The sequence below is a fragment of the Pseudomonas sp. 5Vm1k genome (assembly GCF_056161485.1).
On record NZ_JBSPCZ010000015.1, the window covers coordinates 99,133 to 123,151 of the forward strand.

19 protein-coding genes and 3 tRNA genes are annotated in these 24,019 nt (G+C 60.2%); 21 read left to right on the plus strand and 1 reads right to left on the minus strand.

Going from position 1 to position 24,019, the window contains the following annotated elements; genetic code table 11:
- The first annotated feature begins 47 nt into the window (after window positions 1–47).
- The 5 genes from ACWIKB_RS25315 (at window position 48) to ACWIKB_RS25335 (ending at window position 7,263) form a co-directional block, all read left to right on the plus strand.
- Window positions 48–815, plus strand: a complete 768-nt coding sequence (locus tag ACWIKB_RS25315) for a class I SAM-dependent methyltransferase (protein ID WP_475270232.1) — start codon at window positions 48–50, stop codon at window positions 813–815.
- Between the two features lie 65 nt (window positions 816–880).
- On the plus strand, window positions 881–1,963 hold the full coding sequence (gene leuB, locus ACWIKB_RS25320) for a 3-isopropylmalate dehydrogenase (RefSeq protein WP_475270233.1): 1,083 nt from the start codon (window positions 881–883) through the stop codon (window positions 1,961–1,963).
- A 69-nt stretch (window positions 1,964–2,032) separates the two neighbouring features.
- Window positions 2,033–3,145 carry an aspartate-semialdehyde dehydrogenase gene (gene asd, locus ACWIKB_RS25325; RefSeq protein WP_475270234.1) on the plus strand — a complete coding sequence of 371 codons (1,113 nt, stop codon included), beginning with the start codon at window positions 2,033–2,035 and terminating at the stop codon, window positions 3,143–3,145.
- A 255-nt stretch (window positions 3,146–3,400) separates the two neighbouring features.
- Window positions 3,401–4,411: an aspartate-semialdehyde dehydrogenase gene (locus ACWIKB_RS25330; protein WP_475270235.1), complete on the plus strand. Its 1,011-nt coding sequence runs from the start codon at window positions 3,401–3,403 to the stop codon at window positions 4,409–4,411.
- A gap of 209 nt (window positions 4,412–4,620) precedes the next feature.
- Entirely contained in the window at window positions 4,621–7,263 is a 2,643-nt protein-coding gene (locus ACWIKB_RS25335) for a motility hub landmark protein FimV (RefSeq protein WP_475270236.1), read from the plus strand.
- A gap of 184 nt (window positions 7,264–7,447) precedes the next feature.
- Here the strand turns inward: ACWIKB_RS25335 and ACWIKB_RS25340 are convergent, their stop codons facing one another.
- Window positions 7,448–8,107, minus strand: a complete 660-nt coding sequence (locus ACWIKB_RS25340) for a M24 family metallopeptidase (RefSeq protein ID WP_475270302.1) — start codon at window positions 8,105–8,107, stop codon at window positions 7,448–7,450.
- 185 nt (window positions 8,108–8,292) lie between these two features.
- Here ACWIKB_RS25340 and truA point away from each other — a divergent pair, with 185 nt between their 5' ends.
- The 16 genes from truA to ACWIKB_RS25420 all read left to right on the plus strand — a co-directional run bounded on the left by truA (window position 8,293) and on the right by ACWIKB_RS25420 (window position 23,893).
- Entirely contained in the window at window positions 8,293–9,117 is an 825-nt protein-coding gene (gene truA / locus ACWIKB_RS25345; RefSeq protein WP_475270303.1) for a tRNA pseudouridine(38-40) synthase TruA, read from the plus strand.
- A 63-nt stretch (window positions 9,118–9,180) separates the two neighbouring features.
- Window positions 9,181–9,810, plus strand: a complete 630-nt coding sequence (locus tag ACWIKB_RS25350; RefSeq protein ID WP_475270237.1) for a phosphoribosylanthranilate isomerase — start codon at window positions 9,181–9,183, stop codon at window positions 9,808–9,810.
- A 187-nt stretch (window positions 9,811–9,997) separates the two neighbouring features.
- Complete coding sequence (gene accD, locus ACWIKB_RS25355) at window positions 9,998–10,918, plus strand: acetyl-CoA carboxylase, carboxyltransferase subunit beta (RefSeq protein WP_475270238.1); 921 nt, start codon at window positions 9,998–10,000, stop codon at window positions 10,916–10,918.
- Window positions 10,915–12,222: a bifunctional tetrahydrofolate synthase/dihydrofolate synthase gene (folC, locus tag ACWIKB_RS25360; protein WP_475270239.1), complete on the plus strand. Its 1,308-nt coding sequence runs from the start codon at window positions 10,915–10,917 to the stop codon at window positions 12,220–12,222. The genes accD and folC overlap by 4 nt, the downstream gene beginning before the upstream one ends.
- Window positions 12,206–12,853, plus strand: coding sequence for an SPOR domain-containing protein (locus ACWIKB_RS25365; RefSeq protein WP_475270240.1), 648 nt, complete (start codon window positions 12,206–12,208; stop codon window positions 12,851–12,853). Before folC ends, ACWIKB_RS25365 begins: the two co-directional genes overlap by 17 nt.
- 98 nt (window positions 12,854–12,951) lie before the next feature.
- The gene (locus tag ACWIKB_RS25370) at window positions 12,952–13,512 is read left to right on the plus strand and encodes a CvpA family protein (RefSeq protein ID WP_475270241.1); all 561 of its coding nucleotides are present in this window, start codon (window positions 12,952–12,954) and stop codon (window positions 13,510–13,512) included.
- A gap of 41 nt (window positions 13,513–13,553) precedes the next feature.
- Window positions 13,554–15,059, plus strand: coding sequence for an amidophosphoribosyltransferase (purF, locus tag ACWIKB_RS25375; RefSeq protein WP_010456022.1), 1,506 nt, complete (start codon window positions 13,554–13,556; stop codon window positions 15,057–15,059).
- 132 nt (window positions 15,060–15,191) lie between these two features.
- Complete coding sequence (locus ACWIKB_RS25380) at window positions 15,192–16,403, plus strand: O-succinylhomoserine sulfhydrylase (protein ID WP_475270242.1); 1,212 nt, start codon at window positions 15,192–15,194, stop codon at window positions 16,401–16,403.
- Complete coding sequence (locus ACWIKB_RS25385; RefSeq protein WP_475270243.1) at window positions 16,400–17,176, plus strand: SDR family oxidoreductase; 777 nt, start codon at window positions 16,400–16,402, stop codon at window positions 17,174–17,176. The genes ACWIKB_RS25380 and ACWIKB_RS25385 overlap by 4 nt, the downstream gene beginning before the upstream one ends.
- A gap of 283 nt (window positions 17,177–17,459) precedes the next feature.
- Window positions 17,460–17,535 (plus strand) — tRNA-Val (locus ACWIKB_RS25390).
- Window positions 17,536–17,590: 55 nt separating this feature from the next.
- Window positions 17,591–17,667 (plus strand) — tRNA-Asp (locus ACWIKB_RS25395).
- A gap of 92 nt (window positions 17,668–17,759) precedes the next feature.
- Window positions 17,760–17,836 (plus strand) — tRNA-Asp (locus ACWIKB_RS25400).
- A 381-nt stretch (window positions 17,837–18,217) separates the two neighbouring features.
- Window positions 18,218–18,727: a sigma-70 family RNA polymerase sigma factor gene (locus ACWIKB_RS25405; protein ID WP_403022112.1), complete on the plus strand. Its 510-nt coding sequence runs from the start codon at window positions 18,218–18,220 to the stop codon at window positions 18,725–18,727.
- Window positions 18,724–19,674: a FecR domain-containing protein gene (locus ACWIKB_RS25410; protein WP_475270244.1), complete on the plus strand. Its 951-nt coding sequence runs from the start codon at window positions 18,724–18,726 to the stop codon at window positions 19,672–19,674. Before ACWIKB_RS25405 ends, ACWIKB_RS25410 begins: the two co-directional genes overlap by 4 nt.
- Before the next feature lie 67 nt (window positions 19,675–19,741).
- Window positions 19,742–22,165, plus strand: a complete 2,424-nt coding sequence (locus ACWIKB_RS25415; protein WP_475270245.1) for a TonB-dependent siderophore receptor — start codon at window positions 19,742–19,744, stop codon at window positions 22,163–22,165.
- A 351-nt stretch (window positions 22,166–22,516) separates the two neighbouring features.
- On the plus strand, window positions 22,517–23,893 hold the full coding sequence (locus tag ACWIKB_RS25420) for a diaminobutyrate--2-oxoglutarate transaminase (RefSeq protein WP_475270246.1): 1,377 nt from the start codon (window positions 22,517–22,519) through the stop codon (window positions 23,891–23,893).
- Window positions 23,894–24,019: the final 126 nt, after the last annotated feature.

A 24,019-nucleotide genomic window follows, 5' to 3' on the forward strand; every position in this document is an offset into this window, starting at 1 on the left:
GCTGCGATCTTTTGATCTTAAAACCCGCAACCCAAAAGGAAGTCCCCATGACCAGCACCGCCCAGCACAGCCAAGTCGTACAAAAGCAATTCGGTGAACAGGCCTCGGCCTACCTGAGCAGCGCCGTACACGCTCAAGGCACCGAATTCGCATTGCTACAGGCTGAACTGGCCGGGCAGGGCAATGCCCGCGTGCTGGACCTGGGTTGCGGCGCCGGGCACGTGAGTTTTCACGTGGCCTCGCTGGTGAAAGAAGTGGTGGCCTACGACCTGTCCCAGCAAATGCTCGACGTGGTGGCTGCGGCAGCGATTGATCGTGGTTTCAGCAATGTCACCACGGTCAATGGTGCCGCCGAGCGCCTGCCGTTCGCCGATGGCGAGTTCGACTTCGTGTTCAGCCGTTATTCGGCGCACCATTGGAGCGATCTCGGCCTGGCTTTGCGGGAAGTGCGCCGGGTGCTGAAGCCGGGTGGCGTGGCGGCGTTTGTCGACGTGCTGTCGCCAGGCAGTCCGTTGTTCGACACCTACCTGCAAAGCGTTGAAGTGCTGCGCGACACCAGCCATGTGCGCGATTATTCTGCCGGCGAGTGGTTGCGCCAAGTCAGCGAAGCGGGGTTGCATACCCGTAGCACCACCCGCCAGCGGCTGCGCCTGGAATACACCTCGTGGGTCGAGCGCATGCGCACACCCGAAGTGATGCGCGCGGCAATCCGCGAGTTGCAGCAATCGATGGGCAATGAAGTACGCGAATATTTTGAGATTGAGGCCGATGGTTCGTTCAGTACAGATGTGCTGGTACTGATGGCTGAACGATAAGCGTCGAGCGATAGACTTTTTCCGGGCGTGCCCATGGGCGCGCCGACTGATGACATGAGGAAAGCATGAGCAAGCAGATTCTGATTCTCCCAGGTGACGGTATTGGCCCGGAAATCATGGCCGAAGCAGTCAAGGTGCTGGAACTGGCCAACACCAAGTACAGCCTGGGCTTCGAGCTGAGCCACGACGTGATCGGTGGCGCCGCCATCGACAAGCACGGCGTGCCGTTGGCCGACGAAACCCTGGATCGCGCTCGCGCTGCTGACGCGGTACTGCTGGGCGCCGTGGGTGGCCCGAAATGGGACACCATCGAGCGTGACATTCGCCCTGAGCGCGGTCTGCTGAAGATTCGTGCGCAACTGGGCCTGTTCGGCAACCTGCGTCCGGCGATCCTGTACCCGCAACTCGCTGAGGCGTCGAGCCTGAAGCCTGAAATTGTGGCTGGCCTGGACATCCTGATCGTCCGTGAACTGACCGGCGGCATTTACTTCGGCGCGCCACGCGGCACCCGTACCCTGGAAAACGGCGAGCGTCAGGCTTACGACACCCTGCCGTACAGCGAAAGCGAAATCCGTCGCATCGCCCGTGTCGGTTTCGACATGGCCATGGTCCGTGGCAAAAAGCTCTGCTCGGTGGACAAGGCTAACGTGCTGGCGTCCAGCCAACTGTGGCGTGAAATTGTCGAGCAAGTGGCCAAGGATTACCCTGAAGTCGAACTGAGCCACATGTACGTCGACAACGCCGCGATGCAGCTGGTGCGCGCACCGAAGCAGTTCGACGTGATCGTCACCGACAACCTGTTCGGCGACATCCTGTCCGATCAGGCGTCGATGCTCACCGGCTCCATCGGCATGCTGCCATCGGCGTCCCTGGACACCAACAACAAGGGCATGTACGAGCCGTGCCACGGTTCGGCGCCGGACATCGCGGGCAAAGGCATCGCCAACCCGTTGGCGACCATTTTGTCGGTCTCGATGATGCTGCGTTACAGCTTCAACCTGCAGGATGCGGCCGATGCGATCGAGAAGGCCGTCAGTCTGGTTTTGGACCAGGGCCTGCGCACTGGCGACATCTGGTCGACCGGTTGCACTAAAGTCGGTACGCAGGAAATGGGTGACGCAGTAGTCGCCGCGCTGCGGAATCTGTAATCTCTCGGGCCCGCTGCCACTTTCAACTTCGAAAGCAGCGGCCCACTTTTTAAAGAAGGTGTAGTTGCGATGAAACGTGTAGGTCTGATCGGTTGGCGCGGTATGGTCGGTTCCGTGCTCATGCAGCGGATGCTGGAAGAGCAGGATTTCGATCTTATCGAGCCGGTGTTTTTCACCACTTCCAATGTCGGTGGCCAAGGCCCGTCCGTGGGCAAGGACATTGCTCCGCTCAAGGACGCTTACAGCATTGAAGAGCTGAAAACCCTCGACGTGATTCTGACCTGCCAGGGTGGCGACTACACCAGCGAAGTCTTCCCGAAACTGCGCGAAGCCGGCTGGCAGGGCTACTGGATCGACGCCGCTTCCAGCCTGCGCATGCAGGATGACGCGGTAATCGTGCTGGACCCGGTGAACCGCAAGGTCATCGACCAGCAGCTCGACGCGGGCACCAAGAACTACATCGGCGGCAACTGCACCGTCAGCCTGATGCTGATGGGTCTGGGCGGTCTGTTCGAAGCCGGCCTGGTGGAGTGGATGAGCGCCATGACGTATCAGGCGGCCTCCGGTGCCGGCGCGCAGAACATGCGTGAACTGATCAAGCAAATGGGCGCGACCCACGCTGCCGTTGCCGATCAACTGGCCGACCCGGCCAGCGCCATCCTCGACATCGACCGCCGTGTGGCCGAAGCCATGCGCAGCGACGCGTACCCGACCGAAAACTTCGGCGTACCGCTGGCCGGCAGCCTGATCCCGTGGATCGACAAGGAACTGCCGAACGGCCAGAGCCGCGAAGAGTGGAAGGCCCAGGCCGAGACCAACAAGATCCTCGGTCGCTTCAAGAGCCCGATCCCGGTGGACGGCATCTGCGTGCGCATCGGCGCCATGCGCTGCCACAGCCAGGCGCTGACCATCAAGCTGAACAAAGACGTGCCGATCGCCGATATCGAAGGGCTGATCAGCCAGCACAACCCTTGGGTCAAACTGGTGCCGAACAACCGCGACATCAGCATCCAGGAGCTGAGCCCGAACAAAGTCACCGGCACCCTGAACGTACCGGTTGGCCGTCTGCGCAAGCTGAACATGGGCACCCAGTACGTTGGCGCCTTCACCGTCGGCGACCAACTGCTGTGGGGCGCGGCCGAACCGCTGCGTCGCATGCTGCGGATTCTGCTTGAGCGTTGATCGGTTGAAGCTGTGAAAGAACCCGTGCCTTGAAAGAGGTGCGGGTTTTTTTATGGACGGCGACCTGATGCTGATGGGTTGCCTGATCGGCCGCCTTCGCGAGCAAGCCCGCTCCCACATGGGAATGCGGTTACCTGTGGGAGCGGGCTTGCTCGCGAAGAGGCCGGTACAAACGCCACAAATCCCCAACCGAATTGCCTCACCGTCTACCACCCGGTAAAGTGCCGCTCCCCCCGTTTCGCCAGAGGTAGAACCATGAGCCAGTCCTTCGATATTGCCGTGATCGGCGCCACCGGTACTGTCGGCGAAACGCTTGTGCAGATTCTCGAAGAGCGGGATTTCCCGGTCGCCAACCTGCACCTGCTGGCCAGCAGCGAATCCGCCGGGCATTCGGTGCCGTTTCGCGGCAAGAACGTTCGGGTGCGGGAAGTTGATGAGTTCGACTTCAGCAAGGTTCAGTTGGTGTTCTTCGCCGCCGGCCCTGCGGTGACCCTGAGTTTCGCCTCTCGTGCCCGTGCCGCCGGTTGTTCGCTGATAGATCTGTCCGGCGCACTGTCGGCGGATGAAGCGCCGCAAATCGTGCCGGAAGCCAACGCCCACGTACTGACCGGTCTGAAAAAGCCATTCCAGGTCAGCAGCCCAAGCCCGTCGGCCACCACCTTGGCCGTGGTGCTCGCGCCGTTGCTCGAAGTGATCGACCTGCAGCGCGTCAACGTGACCGCCAGCCTGGCCGTCTCCGCCCAGGGGCGCGAAGCGGTGACCGAACTGGCCCGCCAAACCGCCGAGCTGCTGAATGTGCGTCCGCTGGAACCGACGTTCTTTGATCGGCAGATGGCGTTCAACCTGCTGGCCCAGGTGGGCAAACCTGACGAGCAGGGTCATACACTGCTGGAAAAACGCCTGGTGCGTGAGTTGCGTCAGGTCATGGCGCTACCTTTATTAAAGATTTCCGCAACTTGCATTCAAGCCCCGGTGTTTTTTGGCGATAGCTTTAGCGTGACCTTGCAGTCATCGAGCGCTGTGGACCTGGCAAAAGTCAACGCCGCCCTGGAAGACGCACCGGGCATAGAGCTGGTGGAAGCCGGCGATTATCCGACTGCGGTGGGTGACGCGGTAGGGCAGGATGTGGTCTACGTGGGGCGGGTTCGCAGTGGTGTCGACGACCTGTCGGAACTTAATCTGTGGCTGACGTCAGATAACGTACGCAAAGGCGCCGCGCTCAATGCTGTGCAGGTGGCTGAATTGTTGATAAAAGACCTGCTGTAAAAGATACTTGGCAACAATTTGTCGAATGATTCTAGCCGAGCGCTATGCTTGGCCGGAGTGCTTGACGGCGAGTCACCCTGTGGGGCTTTCCCGGGCAGCAAAGAAATGATCGCGCGCGACGACCCTTCGCCGCCGCGCGCAATGCCTTACGGCAGCGGCTATCAACACCTTCTCGCTGGCCGAGGAATGTTCAAACAAAGGATGAGGCTATGGTTCAAGTTCGCAAACTGGTGTTAGCAATAGCGGCCGCCTCGGCGCTGTCCTCCGGTATGGCGCATGCCCTCGGGCTCGGGGAATTGACCCTGAAGTCGACGCTGAACCAGCCCCTGGTGGCAGAAATCGAGCTGCTCGACGTCAAGGACCTCACCGCTGCAGAAGTGGTGCCGAGCCTGGCCTCGCCGGAAGATTTCGCCAAGGCCGGGGTTGATCGCCAGGCGTTTCTCAACGACCTGACCTTCACTCCGGTGCTCAACGCCAGCGGCAAAAGCATCCTGCGCGTGACCTCCAGCAAACCGCTTTCCGAACCGATGGTGAAATTCCTGGTTCAGGTGATGTGGCCTAACGGTCGCTTGCTGCGCGATTACAGCGTGCTGCTGGATCCGTCCAAATTCTCGCCGCAAACCGCTGATGCCGCCGCGCAACCTGCGCCGGCTCAAGCAGTGACCGCGCCAACCACCGGTGCTACGAAACCATCGACCTACACCACCACGCCGCGCGATACCCTGTGGGAAATCGCGGCGAAGGCGCGCAATGGCGGTTCGGTGCAGCAAACCATGCTGGCGATTCAGGCGTTGAACCCGGATGCCTTTATCAACGGCAACATCAACCTGCTGAAAACCGGCCAGGTCCTGCGCATGCCGGATCAGGTGCAAAGCACCAGCCTGCCGCAACCCAAGGCCATCGCTGAAGTCGCCGCGCAGAACACCGCATGGCGTCAGGGCCGTCGTTATGTGGCCAAGCCTGGCACCGGGCAGCAACAACTCGATGCCACCAAGCGTGGGAGTGCCGATGCCACTTCGACCCAGGCAGCGAAAGACAAGCTGAGCCTGGTGTCTGCCGAATCCGGCAAGGGCCGTAAGGGTGCCGCCGGTGATGCGAAGAATTTGAGCAACAAACTGGCGGTGACCCAGGAAAGCCTCGACACGACCCGTCGTGACAACGCCGAACTGAAAAGCCGCATGACCGATCTGCAAAGTCAGCTGGACAAGCTGCAACGCCTGATCGAACTGAAAAACAATCAATTGGCCAAGTTGCAGGCTGAGGGTGCAGCGGCTCCGGCAGCTCCGGCGGCGACGGCTGCAGCACCGGTGATCTCGGCTGAGCTGACGCCTGCGCCGGCGGCAACTCCGGCAACACCGACCGCTGCGTCTCCTGCAGTGCCGGCACCTGTCGTGACAGCGCCGCAAGCAACCCCGGCCCCGACCGAGACGCCGATCGAGCCGAAACCAGCGGCCTCCGAAGATCAGACCTTCAACGACCTGCTGACCAACCCGGTACTGTTGGGGTTGGTGGGCGGCGGTGCGATCGTTCTACTGTTGTTGCTGTTGCTGCTGGCCCGTCGCCGCAAAGCCCAGCAGGAAGCTGAAAAGCACCTGCGCATGGCGCGCGCCTTGGCTGAAGAGCAGGAGTTTTCTCCCGAGCAAGACTTGCCGGAAAGCAGCTTCGAAGGCCTTGAAGTTCCACCTCCAGCGGTGACGCTCACTAAGCCAGGGGCGCCAATACCTCCGCCAGCCCCGGCTCCGGTGATTGCGCCGGTCATCGTCACTCCGCCGATCGCCGCACCGCTGGTTTCGCCAGCCGCCGAGCGCAATGATGACGTACTGAGCCAGGCCCAGTCGCACATCAACGCGGGTCGCCTGAATCAGGCCGGCGCGTTGCTCGAAGACGGCATCAAGCAAGAACCGCAACGCAGCGACTTGCGCCTGAAGCTGATGGAAGTCTACGGACAGCAAGGTGATCGTGATGCGTTCGTCGCGCAGGAACGCCAATTGGTGGCCAATGGCGATAACTTCGCCCAGGTCGAACAGCTGAAAAGCCGTTTCCCGGCCATGGCCCTCGCAGCGGCCGGCGGTATCGCTGCCGCCGCCATTGCCGCCGAACTGGACGCCCAGTACGTCAAGGACCTGCTGCTGGACGAGCCTGAAGCGCCGGCTCCGGTGGCTGAAGATGATCTCGACAGCGCGTTCGACTTGAGCCTGGATGATCTGGAAAACGCTTCTCCGGCGGTGGTTGCTCCGGCACCGGCACCGGAACCCTTGGCCGAGCTGGACGAATTCCCGCTGGACGACGACCTGAGCTTTGAGTCGGTGTTGCAACAGCAGACAGACATCAAGGAAAACCTCGACGACCTGTCGGACTTCGATCTGGACCTGGACCTCGGTGGCGATGCTTCGCCAGCGACCCTGGCCGAAGACGATTTCCTGCTGGACCTGGATGAAGGCGTCAAAGACCTGCCTCCTGTCGACGCACCTACCGTGAACGAAGCGGCGCTGGATGATTTGGAACTGCCGGCCGATTTCGACCTGTCCCTGGCGGACGAAATGGACGTTCCTGAGCCCAAGGATGCGTTCGCGACCGAGCTGGATGACGTCAACGCCGAGCTGGATCGTCTGTCCCAGACCATCAACGAACCTACCTTCACCGCCGAAGATGCAGCTGCCTCGGTGGCTGACGAGCCGGAGTTCGACTTCCTCTCCGGTACTGACGAAGTCGCCACCAAACTCGATCTGGCCCAGGCTTACATCGACATGGGCGACAACGACGGCGCCCGAGACATCCTCAACGAAGTGGTGGCCGAGGGTGATGCAGGGCAGAAGAGCGAAGCCAAGGAAATGCTTTCGCGCCTGGCTTGATAGTTGAGTCAGTTGTAAACAAAACGGCAGCCCATTGAGGCTGCCGTTTTTGTTTCTGCATCACCGCAAATCCCCTGTGGGAGCGGGCTTGCTCGCGAATGCGGTGTGTCATTCAGCATTGATGGTGACTGACACACCGCATTCGCGAGCAAGCCCGCTCCCACAAGGGGAGCTACTGCGCTAATCAGGCCAGCAAATCCTCATAAAACGCACCAAACGGCCGGGTAGGGTGGGCAATCTGGATCTCCAGAATCCACAACCCGACATTCGGGCAATCCTCAAAATTGCCCAAATCCCCCGCACGATAAATCGCATGGGGGAAATCGCTGACCCGATGCCCCTTGATCTCCAGGTTCAGCTTCCAGCCCATCGCGGCCGCCTGCTTGTCGGCATAACGATACAGTTCCGGGCCCGCTACCTGCTGCGTGCGCCAGTACTCGTGAACTTGGTCGAACAGGGTTTTCGCCGCCTCGGCACAGGCCTTCATTTCGGGATCGTTGCCGACGGTGAAGGTTGCGCCTGAATCGCCTTCATGGCGGTCCCAGACCACGCCGAGGTCGATAAAGAAAATATCGTTTTCAGCCAGCACCGGATCGCCATCGGAACGCTGTTTGAAGGTTTTCAGGGTGTTGTCGCCGAAACGGATTTTCGACGGGTGCCAGATACGGTCCATGCCCAGTTCGTTCAGCACTTCGAGACTCATCGCCTGGGCCTCGGATTCCAGCATGCCGGGTTTGACGCGACGGGCCATTTCGTCGATGGCTTCCCAGGTCTTGCGTTTGGCGTGGAGCATGCCTTCCAGGCTATACGCCAGGCCTACGGCTTCTTTGAGTGTGGCGGTCATCATCAGGTCTCGGTTTTTGTGTTTTCGTTGTGTAGTTATCTATATAGCGAAGTCTGCAGGAGCGATGCAATGACCCAAACGCCACACAGTTCTGGCGTCATCGACCTGCGGCCTTATAATGCCCGCCTTTGCTTACATCAGCAGGCTGTCACCCCTTGGCAAATATAGATAATCCGGCCGCCGAAATGGCGGCCGACGGCTTTTTCCGGATCGCGTTGGGCGTTGAATACAAAGGCTCGCGTTATCGCGGCTGGCAGCGTCAGGCCTCTGGCGTGCTGACCGTGCAGGAAACCCTCGAAAACGCCTTGTCCAAAGTCGCCGATTCACCGGTGTCGCTGCATTGCGCGGGGCGTACTGATGCGGGCGTGCATGCCTGCGGCCAGGTGGTGCATTTCGATACCAAGGTCGAGCGTTCGCTGAAAGCCTGGGTCATGGGCGCCAACATCAATTTGCCCCACGACGTCAGCGTCAGTTGGGCGCAGGTCATGCCGGCGCATTTTCATGCGCGGTTCAAGGCCATCGCCCGGCGCTATCGCTACGTGATCTACAACGATCAGATCCGCCCGGCGCACTTGAACGAAGAAATCACCTGGAACCATCGTCCGCTGGACGTCGAGCGCATGGCCGAAGCGGCGCAGTACCTGGTCGGCACTCACGACTTCAGTGCGTTTCGCGCCGGGCAGTGCCAGGCCAAGTCGCCGATCAAGGAGTTGCACCACCTGCGGGTCTCCCGGCACGGCAAGATGATCGTGCTCGATATCCGCGCCAGCGCGTTCCTGCACCACATGGTGCGCAACATTGCCGGGGTACTGATGACCATTGGCTCCGGCGAGCGCCCGGTGGAGTGGATGAAAGAAGTGCTGGAGAGCCGCATTCGCCGTTCCGGCGGCGTGACGGCGCACCCGTACGGCCTGTATCTGGTGCAGGTGGAATACCGCGATGAGTTCCAGTTGCCCGAGCGTTACATCGGGCCGCACTTCTTGACCGGTTTCGCCGAACTTGACGGCTGACGCCCTCGAACGCATTTGTTACCATCCGGGACTTTCTCGGATTTGCCTTGGGGTTCTATCGACATGTCAGCCGTTCGCAGCAAGATTTGTGGGATTACCCGCATAGAAGATGCGTTGGCAGCAGTCGAGGCCGGGGCCGATGCCATCGGGTTTGTGTTTTACGCCAAAAGCCCACGGGCGGTGACGTTCCAGCAGGCGAGGTCGATTATCAAGGCCTTGCCGCCGTTCGTGACCACCGTGGGTTTGTTCGTCAATGCCAGTCGCTGCGAGTTGGGGGAGATCCTCGACGCGGTGCCGCTGGATCTGCTGCAGTTTCACGGTGATGAAACCGCCGCGGAGTGCGAAGGCTGGCATCGGCCGTACATCAAGGCGCTGCGGGTCAAGGCCGGGGATGACATTGCGGCGGCATGCGATGCCTTTCCAGGTGCCAGCGGTATTCTGCTCGATGCTTATGTCGAAGGGGTGCCGGGTGGAACCGGTGAAGCGTTCGATTGGTCTCTGATACCGCAAGGCTTGAGCAAACCGATCATTCTCGCGGGCGGGCTGAATGCCGAAAACGTCGCCGAGGCGATTGCCCGGGTTCGGCCTTATGCCGTGGACGTCAGCGGTGGGGTAGAGGCCAGCAAGGGCATCAAGGATCACGCAAAGATTCGCGCATTCATTAACGCGGTACGTGATGTGACGGCTGGCTAACTGCCGCCGTCCATAACTTCACTTGCACGAAAGCAGGCACGGCTGAGGGTTTTTGGGGTGTACGCAGGTCAGTCTCACTGACCCGGCAACCCATCGATCATCGCCACACACACATGAATTTAGCTCAAGGGCATACGCGGGGCTGCGAACCAAAGCGTTCGGGCCGCCGGTACTGGAGAAAGAAAGCATGAGCAACTGGTTAGTAGACAAACTGATCCCTTCGATCATGCGTTCCGAGGTCAAGAAGAGCTCGGTGCCTGAAGGTCTGTGGCACAAATGCCCGTCTTGCGAGGCTGTGCTGTATCGTCCGGAGCTGGAAAAGACCCTGGACGTTTGCCCCAAGTGCAACCACCACATGCGTATCGGCGCCCGCGCCCGTATCGACATTTTCCTCGACGCCGAAGGCCGTGCCGAACTGGGCGCGGACCTGGAGCCGGTTGACCGTCTGAAATTCCGCGACGGCAAGAAGTACAAGGATCGCCTGACCGCTGCGCAAAAGGCGACCGGCGAAAAAGACGCACTGATCTCCATGAGCGGCACCCTGCTGGGTATGCCGGTGGTGGTGTCGGCGTTCGAATTCTCCTTCATGGGCGGTTCCATGGGCGCCATCGTTGGTGAGCGCTTCGTTCGCGCCGCCAACTACGCGCTGGAAAACAAGTGCCCGATGATCTGCTTCGCCGCTTCCGGTGGTGCGCGGATGCAGGAAGCCCTGATCTCCCTGATGCAAATGGCCAAGACCTCTGCGGTACTGGCGCGTCTGCGTGAAGAAGGCATTCCGTTCATCTCGGTACTGACCGACCCGGTCTACGGCGGCGTTTCTGCCAGTCTGGCGATGCTCGGCGATGTGATCGTCGGCGAGCCGAAGGCCCTGATCGGCTTCGCGGGTCCACGTGTAATCGAGCAAACCGTGCGTGAAAAACTGCCGGAAGGCTTCCAGCGCAGCGAATTCCTGCTGGAACACGGCGCGATCGACATGATCATTCACCGTCAGGAACTGCGTCCGCGCCTGGGTAACCTGCTGGCACAAATGATGGGCCTGCCGACGCCGAAATTCGTCGCTGCGCCAATCGAGCCAATCGTGGTTCCACCGGTACCTTCCAACATATGACCGAGCGCACCCTTGGCGAATGGCTCGCCTACCTTGAGCAGTTGCACCCTTCGGCCATCGACATGGGCCTGGAGCGCTCGCAACAGGTAGCGTCCCGCATGGGACTGGGCAAGCCGGCGCCTCGGGTGATCACGGTCACCGGCACCAACGGCAAGGGCTCCACCTGTGCGTTCGTGGCTTCGTTGCTGCGGGCCCAGGGCTTGAACGTTGGTGTCTACAGTTCGCCGCACCTGCTGCGTTACAACGAGCGGGTGCAGGTCAATGGCGTCGAAGCCACTGACACCGAATTGTGCGAAGCGTTTGCTGCGGTCGAGGCCGGCCGTGGCGAGACGACCCTGACCTACTTCGAAATGGGCACCCTGGCGGCATTCTGGCTGTTTCAACAGGCCGGTCTCGATGCCGTGGTGCTGGAAGTCGGTCTGGGCGGGCGCCTGGACACGGTCAACGTAGTGGATGCCGACATCGCGCTGGTCACCAGCATTGGCGTCGATCATGCCGATTACCTGGGCAATACCCGTGAGTCCGTGGCCTTCGAGAAGGCCGGTATCTTCCGCCAGGGCGCGCCTGCCCTCTGTGGCGACCTGAATCCTCCCCAACCCCTGCTGGACAAAGCGCGCGAGCTGGCTTGCCCGTTTTTCCTGCGTGGGCGCGATTTCGACCTCGGCATTACCGATCACAACTGGCAGTGGCGCGGCCTTGACGCTCAAGGGTGTGTGGTCGAGCTGCATGATTTGCCGTTGCTGGACCTGCCGATGGAAAACGCGGCATTGGCGTTGCAGGCTTACCTGTTGCTCGGTTTGCCGTGGGTCGATGCGCAGATTATTGAAGCGTTGAAGGCCACGCGAATCGTCGGTCGCCTCGATCGCCGGCAGTTCGAGTGGCAGGGTAAGCGGCTGAATGTGTTGCTGGATGTGGGGCATAACCCGCATGCGGCCGAGTATCTGGCCCGGCGCCTGGCCAGCCGTCCGCCGGTGGGCAAGCGCCTGGCGGTGTTCGGATTGCTGGCGGACAAGGATCTGGATGGTGTTGTCGGCGAATTGAATGCTAGTGTCCAGTCATGGGCTGTCGCGCCGCTGGATTCACCACGGTCACGGCCGGTTACGGATTTGCACGCGGCCTTGCAGAACCTTGGCGCGTCGGTAACGTCCTATGGCAGTGTGGCGGCCGCCCTGGAAGGGCAGTGCGCACTGGCGACGAGCGACGACGAGATTCTGTTGTTCGGATCATTTTATTGTGTTGCCGAGGCCCTTGAATGGCTGGCCCGGCGCTCCACGGAGGAAGCGGCAAATGGCTTTGCTGGATAAGGCGTACAAACAGCGCATGGTCGGTGCCTTGGTGTTGATCGCGCTGGCAGTGATTTTCTTGCCGATGCTGTTTTCCCGTCAGGACGAACAGCGTCAAGTTACAGTGCAGGCACCGTCTGCGCCGCAAGCACCTTCGGTGCCGCAGTTGCAGGTCGAGCCAGTGGTGGTGCCTGAACCGCAAGCTCTGCCTCAAGAGCCAGTGCCTAGCGACGACGAAATCGCCGATCAGCAAGCACCCTCGATGCCGATTGCGCCGGCAGCACCTGCGGTTCCTGCCGCTAAACCGGTGACACCACCGCCTGCTCCTGTCGCTAAACCAGCGCCAGCTCAGCCGATTGCTGCTGCACCGGCAAAACCGGACACCACCCAGAGTCGCGTCGATGCCAATGGCCTGTCGGTCAGCTGGTCGGTGCAACTGGCCAGTCTGTCGAGCCGCGCAAGCGCCGAAAGCCTGCAGAAATCCCTGCGCAGCCAGGGTTACAACGCCTATATCCGGACTGCCGATGGCAAGAATCGGGTGTTTGTCGGGCCGTTGATCGAGCGCGCAGAAGCCGATCGCCTGCGTGATTTGTTGGGGCGCCAGCAGAACCTGAAAGGTTTTGTCGTACGTTTCCAGCCTGAGCGCGGCTAATACTATCGCCCCGATTTGAAATGCACTGACAATCGCAGCTTACCGATAAGCATGGGCTCTGCTAAAATGCGCCGCCTTATCCGTCTGTAGGCTGCACTGTGCCATTTACCTGGGTTGACTGGGCGATCGTTGCAATCGTCGCCATCTCTGCATTGATCAGTCTGAGCCGCGGCTTCGTCAAAGAAGCACTATCGCTGGTGACCTGGATCATCGCAGGAGTCGTCGCCTGGATGTTCGGTGGTTCATTGTCCGAGTACCTCGCCGGATACATCGAAACGCCTTCGGCCCGTGTGATCACGGGCTGCGCCATCATGTTTGTCGCCACGTTAATCGTAGGCGCAATGATCAATTATCTTATCGGCGAGTTGGTTCGCGTCACCGGGCTGTCCGGGACCGATCGATTCCTCGGCATGGCCTTCGGCGCCGCGCGTGGCGTGTTGCTGGTGGTCGTGGCGGTCGGGCTGTTGAGCCTGGGGCCGGTACAGCAGGACGGCTGGTGGAAAGAATCACAGCTCGTGCCAAAATTTTTATTGGTCGCAGACTGGTCCAAAAACCTGATTCTGGGGTGGAGCAGTCAGTGGCTTGCCAGCGGTATCAGCGTACCCGCTGATCTACCGTTCAAGGAACATCTCTTGCCGACGGCCAAAACGCCTCAGTGAGTTGTGTTCAGTTCAGATCCATTAAGTAGGGGTTGCGTCGCATGTGTGGCATCGTCGGTATCGTCGGTAAGTCGAACGTCAATCAGGCGCTGTATGACGCGCTAACCGTGCTCCAGCACCGCGGCCAGGACGCTGCCGGTATTGTTACCAGCCATGATGGCCGGTTGTTCCTGCGCAAGGATAATGGCCTGGTGCGTGACGTGTTCCATCAGCGTCACATGCAGCGCCTGGTCGGCCACATGGGCATTGGCCATGTGCGTTACCCGACCGCGGGCAGCTCGACTTCGGCCGAAGCCCAACCGTTTTACGTCAACTCGCCTTACGGCATTACCCTGGCGCACAACGGTAACCTGACCAACGTTGAACAGCTGGCCAAGGAGATTTACGAATCTGACCTGCGCCACGTCAACACCAACTCCGATTCGGAAGTGTTGCTCAACGTGTTCGCTCACGAACTGGCCCAGCGCGGCAAGTTGCAGCCAACCGAAGAAGACGTGTTCGCTGCGGTCACTGACGTGCACAACCGTTGCGTCGGTGGTTATGCGGTCGTGGCAATGGTTACCGGCTACGGCATCGTCGGTTTCCGCGACCCGCACGGTATCCGCCCGATCGTCTTTGGTCAGCGTCACACCGACGAAGGCGTCGAGTACATGATCGCCTCCGAAAGCGTGTCCCTGGACGTGCTCGGTTTCACCCTGATTCGCGACCTGGCACCGGGCGAAGCGGTCTACATCACTGAAGACGGCAAGCTGCACACCCGTCAGTGCGCGACCAACCCGTCCCTGACCCCGTGCATCTTCGAACACGTCTACCTGGCGCGTCCGGACTCGATCATCGACGGCGTTTCGGTCTACAAGGCCCGTCTGCGCATGGGCGAGAAACTCGCCGAGAAGATCCTGCGCGAGCGTCCTGAGCACGACATCGACGTGGTCATCCCGATCCCGGACACCAGCCGCACCGCAGCCCTGGAGCTGGCGAACCACTTGGGCGTCAAGTTCCGCGAAGGCTTCGTGAAGAACCGCTACATCGGCCGGACCTTCATCATGCCGGGCCAGGCTGCACGGAAAAAATCCGTACGCCAGAAGCTCAACGCCATCGAACTGGAATTCCGCGGCAAGAACGTGATGCTGGTGGATGACTCGATCGTTCGCGGCACGACGTGCAAGCAGATCATCCAGATGGCCCGCGAAGCTGGCGCGAAAAACGTCTACTTCTGCTCGGCGGCCCCGGCTGTTCGCTACCCGAACGTCTACGGCATCGACATGCCAAGCGCTCACGAACTGATCGCCCACAACCGTTCGACCCAGGACGTGGCGGATCTGATCGGTGCTGACTGGTTGATCTATCAGGACTTGCCTGACTTGATCGAAGCAGTCGGTGGCGGCAAGATCAAGATCGAGAAGTTCGATTGCGCAGTGTTCGACGGCCAGTACGTTACCGGCGACGTCGATGAGGCTTACCTGAATAAGATCGAGCAGGCGCGTAACGATGCCTCCAAGGTCAAGACCCAGGCAGTCAGCGCGATCATTGATCTGTATAACAACTAAGTAAACGAACGGCCTGTAGGAGCGAGGCTTGCCCGCGAAGCTTTTGGCGTTCCCAAAGGCCCCTTCGCGGGCAAGCCATGCTCCTACAGGCCGGTTTTGTATCCATTACCGAGTAGGGCAAGGAGTGACAGCATGAGTCAGGATTGGGATGCCGGTCGGCTGGACAGCGACCTCGACGGCGTAGCGTTCGATACCCTGGCCGTACGCGCCGGTCAGCACCGTACGCCGGAAGGCGAACACGGTGATCCGATGTTCTTCACTTCCAGCTACGTATTCCGCACCGCTGCCGATGCGGCGGCGCGTTTTTCCGGTGAAGTGCCGGGTAACGTTTACTCGCGCTACACCAACCCGACCGTGCGCGCGTTCGAAGAGCGTATCGCCGCGCTGGAAAGCGCCGAGCAAGCCGTGGCCACGGCCACTGGCATGGCCGCCATCATGGCGGTGGTGATGAGTCTTTGCAGCGCCGGCGACCATGTACTGGTGTCGCGCAGCGTGTTCGGCTCGACCATCAGCCTGTTCGAGAAGTACTTCAAGCGCTTCGGCATTGAAGTCGACTACGTGCCGCTGGCGGACCTGTCTGGCTGGGACGCGGCGATCAAGGCCAACACCAAGTTGCTGTTCGTCGAGTCGCCGTCCAACCCGCTGGCCGAGTTGGTGGACATCGCCGAGCTGTCGAAAATCGCTCATGCCAAAGGCGCGATGCTGGTGGTCGACAACTGCTTCTGCACGCCTGCCTTGCAGCAGCCGTTGAAGCTGGGCGCGGACATCGTCGTGCACTCGGCGACCAAGTTCATCGACGGCCAGGGCCGTTGCATGGGCGGCGTGGTGGCCGGTCGCAGTGAACAGATGAAAGAAGTCGTCGGTTTTCTGCGCACCGCTGGGCCGACCCTCAGCCCGTTCAACGCCTGGATCTTCCTCAAGGGCCTCGAAACCCTGAACCTGCGCATGAAGGCTCACTGTGCCAACGCCCAGCAACTGGCCGAATGGCTGGAGCAGCAGGACGGCATCGAGAAAGTCCATTACGCCGGTCTCAAGAGCCATCCGCAGCACGAGCTGGCCTTGCGTCAGCAGAAGGGCTTCGGCGCGGTGGTGAGTTTCGAGGTCAAGGGTGGCAAAGAGGGCGCATGGCGCTTTATCGATGCAACCCGACTGATTTCGATCACCGCCAACCTCGGCGACACCAAGACCACCATCACTCACCCGAGCACCACCTCTCACGGCCGTCTGGCGCCGCAAGAGCGTGAGGCGGCGGGCATCCGTGACAGCCTGATCCGCATCGCGGTCGGCCTGGAAGACGTGGCAGACCTGCAAGCCGATCTGGCGCGCGGGTTGGCTGCCTTGTGATCGAGTTGTCTACGCCGAGTACGGGCACCCATGGCCGTGTGGCGCTGGTCACCGGTGCAGCGCGCGGCATCGGCCTGGGCATCGCGGCGTGGCTGATCAGCGAAGGCTGGCAAGTAGTGCTGACGGATCTGGATCGAGTGCGTGGTTCGAAAGTGGCGAAGGTGCTGGGCGACAACGCCTGGTTCATCGCCATGGACGTCTCGAACGAAGGGCAGGTGGCGCTGGGCGTTGCCGAGGTGCTGGGGCAGTTCGGGCGACTGGACGCGCTGGTGTGCAACGCGGCAGTGGCTGACCCGCACAACATCACTCTGGAAAGCCTCGATCTGGCGTACTGGAACCGTGTATTGGCGGTCAACCTCAGTGGGCCGATGTTGCTGGCCAAGCACTGTGCGCCGTATCTGCGCGCTCACAACGGTGCGATCGTCAACCTGGCCTCGACCCGCGCCGGCCAGTCAGAACCCGACACAGAGGCGTATGCGGCGAGCAAGGGCGGTCTGTTGGCCCTGACGCACGCGCTGGCGATCAGTCTGGGGCCGGAGATTCGCGTCAATGCGGTCAGCCCCGGCTGGATCGATGCGCGGGACCCATCCGCACGGCGTGCCGAACCGCTGACCGATGCTGACCATGCGCAACATCCGGCGGGCAGGGTAGGGACGGTCGAGGACGTGGCGGCAATGGTGGCGTGGTTGTTATCCAGGAACGCCGGTTTCGTTACGGGCCAGGAGTTCGTGGTGGATGGCGGGATGACCAAGAAGATGATTTACAGCGAGTAGTTCGCATCAATCTGGATGCATTGATGCTGAATGTACCGCCGTCTTCGCGAGCAAGCCCGCTCCCACAGTGGGTTAGTGTGTCGTATACATAATCTCTGTTTACTGCCAATCAACTGTGGGAGCGGGCTTGCTCGCGAAAGCGGTCTGTCGGCATAAGCGTGATGATGGCGGTTGGCAACGCGCTGTCGAATGACACGATTTTGTCTTTTTCAGAAAAACTTCAATCCTGCTATTGACTTAGGTTCGCTACCTGCGTAAATTTCGCGGCCTCGGAGATGCAAACGGGTGATTAGCTCAGCTGGGAGAGCGTCTGCCTTACAAGCAGAATGTCGGCGGTTCGATCCCGTCATCACCCACCACTTCCGAGAGTCTTGCGAAAGCAAGATGGAAGCTTTTAAAAGCCTCCACCGACGCGCAGCGGTAGTTCAGTCGGTTAGAATACCGGCCTGTCACGCCGGGGGTCGCGGGTTCGAGTCCCGTCCGCTGCGCCATATTTCCGAATCAGGTTTTGACCTGGTTCGAGATTGAAAGCCTCGAAGCTTTCAATCAGACGAGTTAATTGGATGCAAGTCCAAAGCGATACGCAGCGGTAGTTCAGTCGGTTAGAATACCGGCCTGTCACGCCGGGGGTCGCGGGTTCGAGTCCCGTCCGCTGCGCCATATCTGCTTCAAGGCCCACTGAACGCCTTGGAGCTACGAAGAAAAGCCGCTGGCTTACTTCGAGTCGATAGCAAAGACCCTGGTCGAAAGACCGGGGTTTTTTGTGTCTGCGATTTGGCTTTTCTCTTCTTTTCCCTGGCCTCAGGGATTCGCATCCGCCGAACAGGCGCGATCTGCAATGAATTCTGACGTTTCGTGATAATTCCCCTCAAATACCCGCAGCCCTGATTAACCGGTGCTTGCGCGCCGAAATCCCCCTCCCACCTCTGATTTATTCAAGTATTTACGGGGTGCAAACCGCACAAAGCGCTTTATTTGAAGTCCCATCACTAATTAGAATGAGTCGCATTTAAAATATTTCTTCGCGCAGGGTTCCATTAGATGAGTGATGCAGCGATGCCGACGGGGCAAACCTTCCACGACCTGTACCGCGACCATCGTGGCTGGCTGGAAAGCTGGTTGAGACGACGCATGAGCAATGGCAGTGATGCGGCGGACCTGAGTCAGGACACGTTTGTGCGTTTACTCGCCAGCTCCCAGTGCATCGCCGACCTGCAAGAACCCCGCGCCTACCTGGCGACCGTAGGCAAGCGCCTGCTGACCAACTTCTACAAGCGCCGCAGCCTGGAGCAGGCCTACCTCAGTGCATTGGCGCTGCTGCCTGAGGACTGCGTGCCGTCGCCCGAGCAGCGCTGGATTCTGCTGGAAACCCTGCAAGCCCTGGACGAATTGCTCGATGGCTTGCCGAGCCCGGTGCGACGGGCGTTTCTCTGGAGTCAGCTCGAAGGCCTGGGTTATCAAGAGATCGCCGAGCGCCTGCAGGTCTCGGAGCGCACGATCAAGCGCTACATGGCCCAAGCCTATGAACATTGCCTATTGGTGGAGCTGTGATCGGTTCAGCGCCTACGGCTGAAGCCCGCCAAGTCGTGCGGGCCGCCGCGCAGTGGCTGGCCCTTATGGAATCGGGCTCGGCCAATGAGCGCGATCGCGCCGAGTTACAGAGCTGGCGCGACAGGCATTCCAGTCACGAACAGGCCTGGCAGAAAGCGCAACTCTTGCGCCAGCGTTTTACTGATCTGCCGTCAGCGCTGGCAATGGCCAGTCTGGATCGTCCGCAAGCGAGTCGGCGCACCGTCCTCAAACGCGCAGTTGGCGCGGTGGCGTTGGTGCCGACTGCCTGGCTGATCAGTCGGCAGTTGCCGCTGGATGTCTGGAGCGCCGACCTGCGGACCGCGACCGGGGAGGGCAAGAAAGTCCAGTTGGCCGATGGCAGCACGCTGCAATTGAACACCGCGAGCGCCGTCGATATCGATATGAAGAATCGGCTTCTGAAACTCGTCGAAGGCGAAATAGCACTGAACGTGCCGGGCGCCTCGCCGCTGACGGTCCAGACGCACTTCGGGCAAGTGATCGTCAGTCAGAGCGAAGTCTGCGTTCGTCAGGGCCAGACTGGGTGCAAGGTGTCAGTGCTTAAAGGCACGGTGCAATTACAGCCTTTACGCGGGCCAGTCTTCTCGTTGCGCGGCGGTCAGCAAGTCAGCCTTCAGGCGATAGGTGTTGGCGCTGTTGAGCCATTCGACGTGCTCGCCCCAGGCTGGCGTGACGGTGTGTTGATGGCGCAGAACCAACCTCTGGGGGACTTTCTGCGCGAACTCAGCACCTATCGCCCGGGCGTGTTGCGCTGGGAGCCCGAACTGGAATCCCTGCGCGTTACCGGCAGTTTTCGCCTGGAAGACACTGATCGCATCCTTGCGTTGCTAGCGGCCAGCCTGCCGCTGGAGGTGCATTCGCGTACGTGTTATTGGGTAACGCTGCTGCCGCGCAAAAATATTGTTTGAGGTGTGTCCCCTTTTTTCGCGTCGCTTGTCATTCAAGGCAAGTGAAACGAAATCAGAGAGATTCTCAATGCCCGCAGTGATGCCCTGCAGTACGCGTCTGGCTCCTTCCAGGCTGCGCCCGTTGTTGCACTTGAGTCTGTTGTTGAGCCTGAGTGCCTGCCCGTTGTTCATCACTTCCGGTTGGGCCGCCGATGCGTCTAAACGCAGTTATCAGGTGCCAGCCGGCAGCCTCAGTGCCGCGTTGACCCGATTCGCGGGGCTCGCGGGGGTCAATCTGTCGGTGGACCCGGCACTCGTCAGCGGGCGTAACAGCCCTGGTCTTTCCGGTGACTTCGCCGTCGAGGAGGGCTTCGCTCGACTCTTGCAGGGTTCCGGTTTGCAACTGCAACCGGTGGGTGAACAGGCCTACATCCTGACCCCGACGCCGGAAGGCGGCAGCCTGCAACTGGCGCCGACCTCGATTCTCGGTGCCACAGGCGGATCGGACGGCGAGGTGTATGCCGGTGGCCAGGTCGCGCGCAAAGGCTCGCAAGGCTTGCTGGGCTCGAAAGACTTCATGGAAACGCCGTTCAGCATGACCACCTACACCAGCGAGGCGGTCAAGAACCAGCAGGCGCGAACCTTGGGCGACTTGGTCGCCAGCGATCCTTCCGTTCGCGCCACCAACCCGGCCGGCGGGCGCTATGAGCAGTTCACCATTCGCGGGCTCAGCCTGTTCAATAGTGATGTTTCCTACAACGGTCTGTATGGCGTCTTGCCGACCTACACGATCGACATGGAGATGGCAGACCGCGTCGACATCCTCAAAGGCCCGAGCCAGCTCATCAACGGCATCTCGCCGCGAGGCAGCGTCGGTGGCGGGATCAACGTTGTGCCCAAGCGCGCCACCGACAAACCGATCACCTCGTTCACCACCAACTACGCCTCAAACAACCAGATTGGCGGCGCCGTGGATATCGGCCGGCGCTTTGGTGAGGATGACAAGTTCGGTTTACGCTTCAACGGCGTGAAGCAGTCCGGTGATACCGAATGGGATCACCAGAGTGTCGACCGCGACATGTTCGTGCTGGGCCTGGATTTTCGCGGTGAACGCTTGCGGCTCTCGACCGACGTCGGACACACCGAGCGTGATACCGACGCCCCGCAGGAGCGTGTGATCGTCGGCGCCAACGCCCAGGTTCCGCATGCCAGCGAAGTCCGCAGCAACTATGCGCAGCCTTGGAGCAAGGCGCGGACCAAGGACACCTTCGGCACGGTGAATGGCGAATTCGATGTCAGTGATTCCGTGATGCTCTACGGCGGTGTGGGCGCCCGGAAAAGTAATCATGACTTCCTCCGGCATGCCGTTTCCATCACCAACGACGCTGGCGATTTCAGCGTTCAACCGCGCGACTTCACCCGTGACGAAAATGTCCGTACGGCCAATTTCGGTGTGCGCAACTGGTTCCATACCGGTCCGGTGAGCCATGAGGTCAACTTGGCGGCCAGCTATTTCTACATGGACTTCGAAAATGGCGGCGCCCGTTATGCTGCGTCCCCCAGCAACCTTTATGACCCCGTGGAAACGCCGACGCCGGTCCGACCCACGCGGCAGGATCCCAAGGTCTATACCGAGAACCGCTTCAGCGGCGTGGCGTTGTCCGACACCCTGGGCTTCTTCGATGACCGCGTATTGCTGACCCTCGGAGCCCGCTGGCAGCGCGTGAAGGTTGACGACTGGTCGGACAATATCAAAGGCGACACGGCCTATGACGAGGAAAAAGTTTCGCCGTCGGGTGGCATCCTGTTCAAGGCCACCGACAAGCTGTCGCTGTATGCCAACTACATGGAAGGCCTGAGCCAGGGCAAGATCGCGCCGTCGACTTCGGTGAACGAAGACGAAATCTTCCCGCCGTTCATCAGCCGTTCGGTTGAGGTCGGTGCCAAGTATGACGCGGGTCCTTTCGCCGTAACGGCAGCGGTGTTCCGAATCAAGCAGCCGGCCTATGAGACCAACGCCCAGACGCGCGTCTTCGGCCCGAACGGCAAACGCGAAAATACCGGTGTGGAAGTGAGCATGTTCGGCGAACCGCTCAAAGGCGTCCGCCTGCTCGGCGGTGTCATGTACATCGACAGCGAGTTGAAAAACACCACCAACGGCACCTTCGACGGTAACCGCGCGCCCGCTACGCCGAAATACAACGTCAACGTAGGCGCCGAATATGACGTGCGCTCCGTGGAAGGCCTGACCCTGACCAGTCGCGCCATCTATTCCAGCTCGCAGTACCTGGATCAGTCCAACGTCAAGGAAATCGACGCCTGGACGCGCATGGATGTCGGTGCTCGCTACGCCTTCAAGGTCGACGAAAAGAACATCACCCTGCGGGCCAATGTCGAGAACGTGGCGGACAAACGTTACTGGAGTTCCGCCGGGGCCTCGGATGACAGCGAGCCTGGTTTGACGCTCGCGACCCCACGAACCTACCTCCTGTCGGCGACCGTCGACTTCTGAATCGATTCAAACGTGCGCTGCGCCACAGGGAGGGGCGCCGCAGTCAGCTATTTCCTTTAGAGGAAGAAACCATGCTCACCCTGACTTGATGAACTATCACGATATATTTCTATAAGTTAGTGCCTGCTCCAAGGTAATAACAAAGTTGTCAGTTTTATAACAAGAACATGGCCGGATAATGGCACTGATGATCGACTCTCAGGTTTTCATAACTTGTGATTTTGTGTGCGCGAAAAGTTTTAATGACTGAATATCAAGTTATGTAAATTTTCCAAAAAAGTCAGGGTCAGCAGTTGCGTCCATTTCTAAATGGGAATAGTTTGCATATCGAAACTTATCGAGGATAAACCGATGTTGAATGATGGCTTATTGCACTCTAATCCATTGCAAAAAACCAATGCCGACTATCTGGCTCGACAAAGCAAGTTCGAATCAAATGTACGCAGTTATCCGCGCAAATTGCCACTGGCAATTGCCAAGGCACACGGAGTCTGGGTAACTGACGTCGAGGGCAATACTTATCTCGATTGCCTGGCCGGCGCTGGTACGTTGGCCTTGGGGCACAATCACCCGGCGGTCATGGCCTGCCTCGACAGCTTCCTCACGTCTGGCTTGCCGATGCACACGCTGGACCTGACGACACCGGTCAAAGATGCGTTCTGCGAGACGCTGCTCAGCCTGTTGCCGGACCAGGGGCGCGATTACTGCCTGCAATTTTGCGGGCCGTCCGGGGCGGATGCAGTGGAAGCGGCGCTGAAACTGGCCAAGACCTACACCGGGCGCAATAACATCATCAGTTTCTCCGGGGCCTACCACGGCATGACCCACGGCGCCCTGGCCCTGACCGGTAACACCGCGCCGAAAAACGCGATCGCCAGCCTGATGCCGGGGGTGCAGTTCATGCCATTCCCCCACGAATACCGCTGCCCGCTGGGCATTGGCGGTGAGGCCGGCGTCGAAGCGCTGAGCCACTATTTCACCCAGTTCATTGAAGACGTCGAAAGTGGCGTGTCGCTGCCGGCGGCGGTGATACTTGAAGCGGTGCAGGGTGAAGGCGGGGTCAACTGTGCCCCGGTCAGCTGGCTGCGGGCGATCCGCGAAGTAACGCGCAAGCACGGCATCCTGCTGATCCTCGACGAAGTGCAGACCGGTTTTGGTCGCACCGGCAAGATGTTTGCCTTCGAACACGCCGAAATCGAGCCAGACCTGATCGTCATGTCCAAAGCCCTCGGTGGCGGTTTGCCCATGGCGGTGCTGGGCATCCGTCGCGAGTTCGATGCCTGGGAACCCGGCAACCATGCCGGCACTTTCCGCGGCAATCAGATGGCCATGGCCGCCGGGCTGGCCACGATGCAGGTGCTGCAACAGCAACACCTCGCAGCCCACGCCGAGCGCCGTGGCCAGTGGCTCAAGGACCGGTTGGTGGAATTGCAGGCGCATTATCCAGCCCTCGGCCAGGTACGCGGTCGCGGCCTGATGCTGGGCATCGAGATTGTCGACGAACGCCAATCGGCTGATCGCCACGGGCATTTCCCGATGGACCCGGCGTTGGCCGTGGCCATCCAGCACCACTGTTTCAAACAAGGCTTGTTGCTGGAACGCGGCGGGCGTAAGGGCAATGTCATCCGTTTGTTGCCGCCATTGATTATCGACGAAGAACAATGTCAGCAAGTGATCCAGCGTTTTGATAACGCCGTGGCTGCTGCGTTATTGCAGTTGCGCCCTTGAGTTAATCCATCGAAGTTACGTAAGCCAATCGCCATATTTCAGTTTTATGGTGTTGGTGAAGATGCCATTGATTATTTAAAAGGCTCAACGAAGTCATGTCGTTATGTGGAGTTTCGTCGGCCGTTA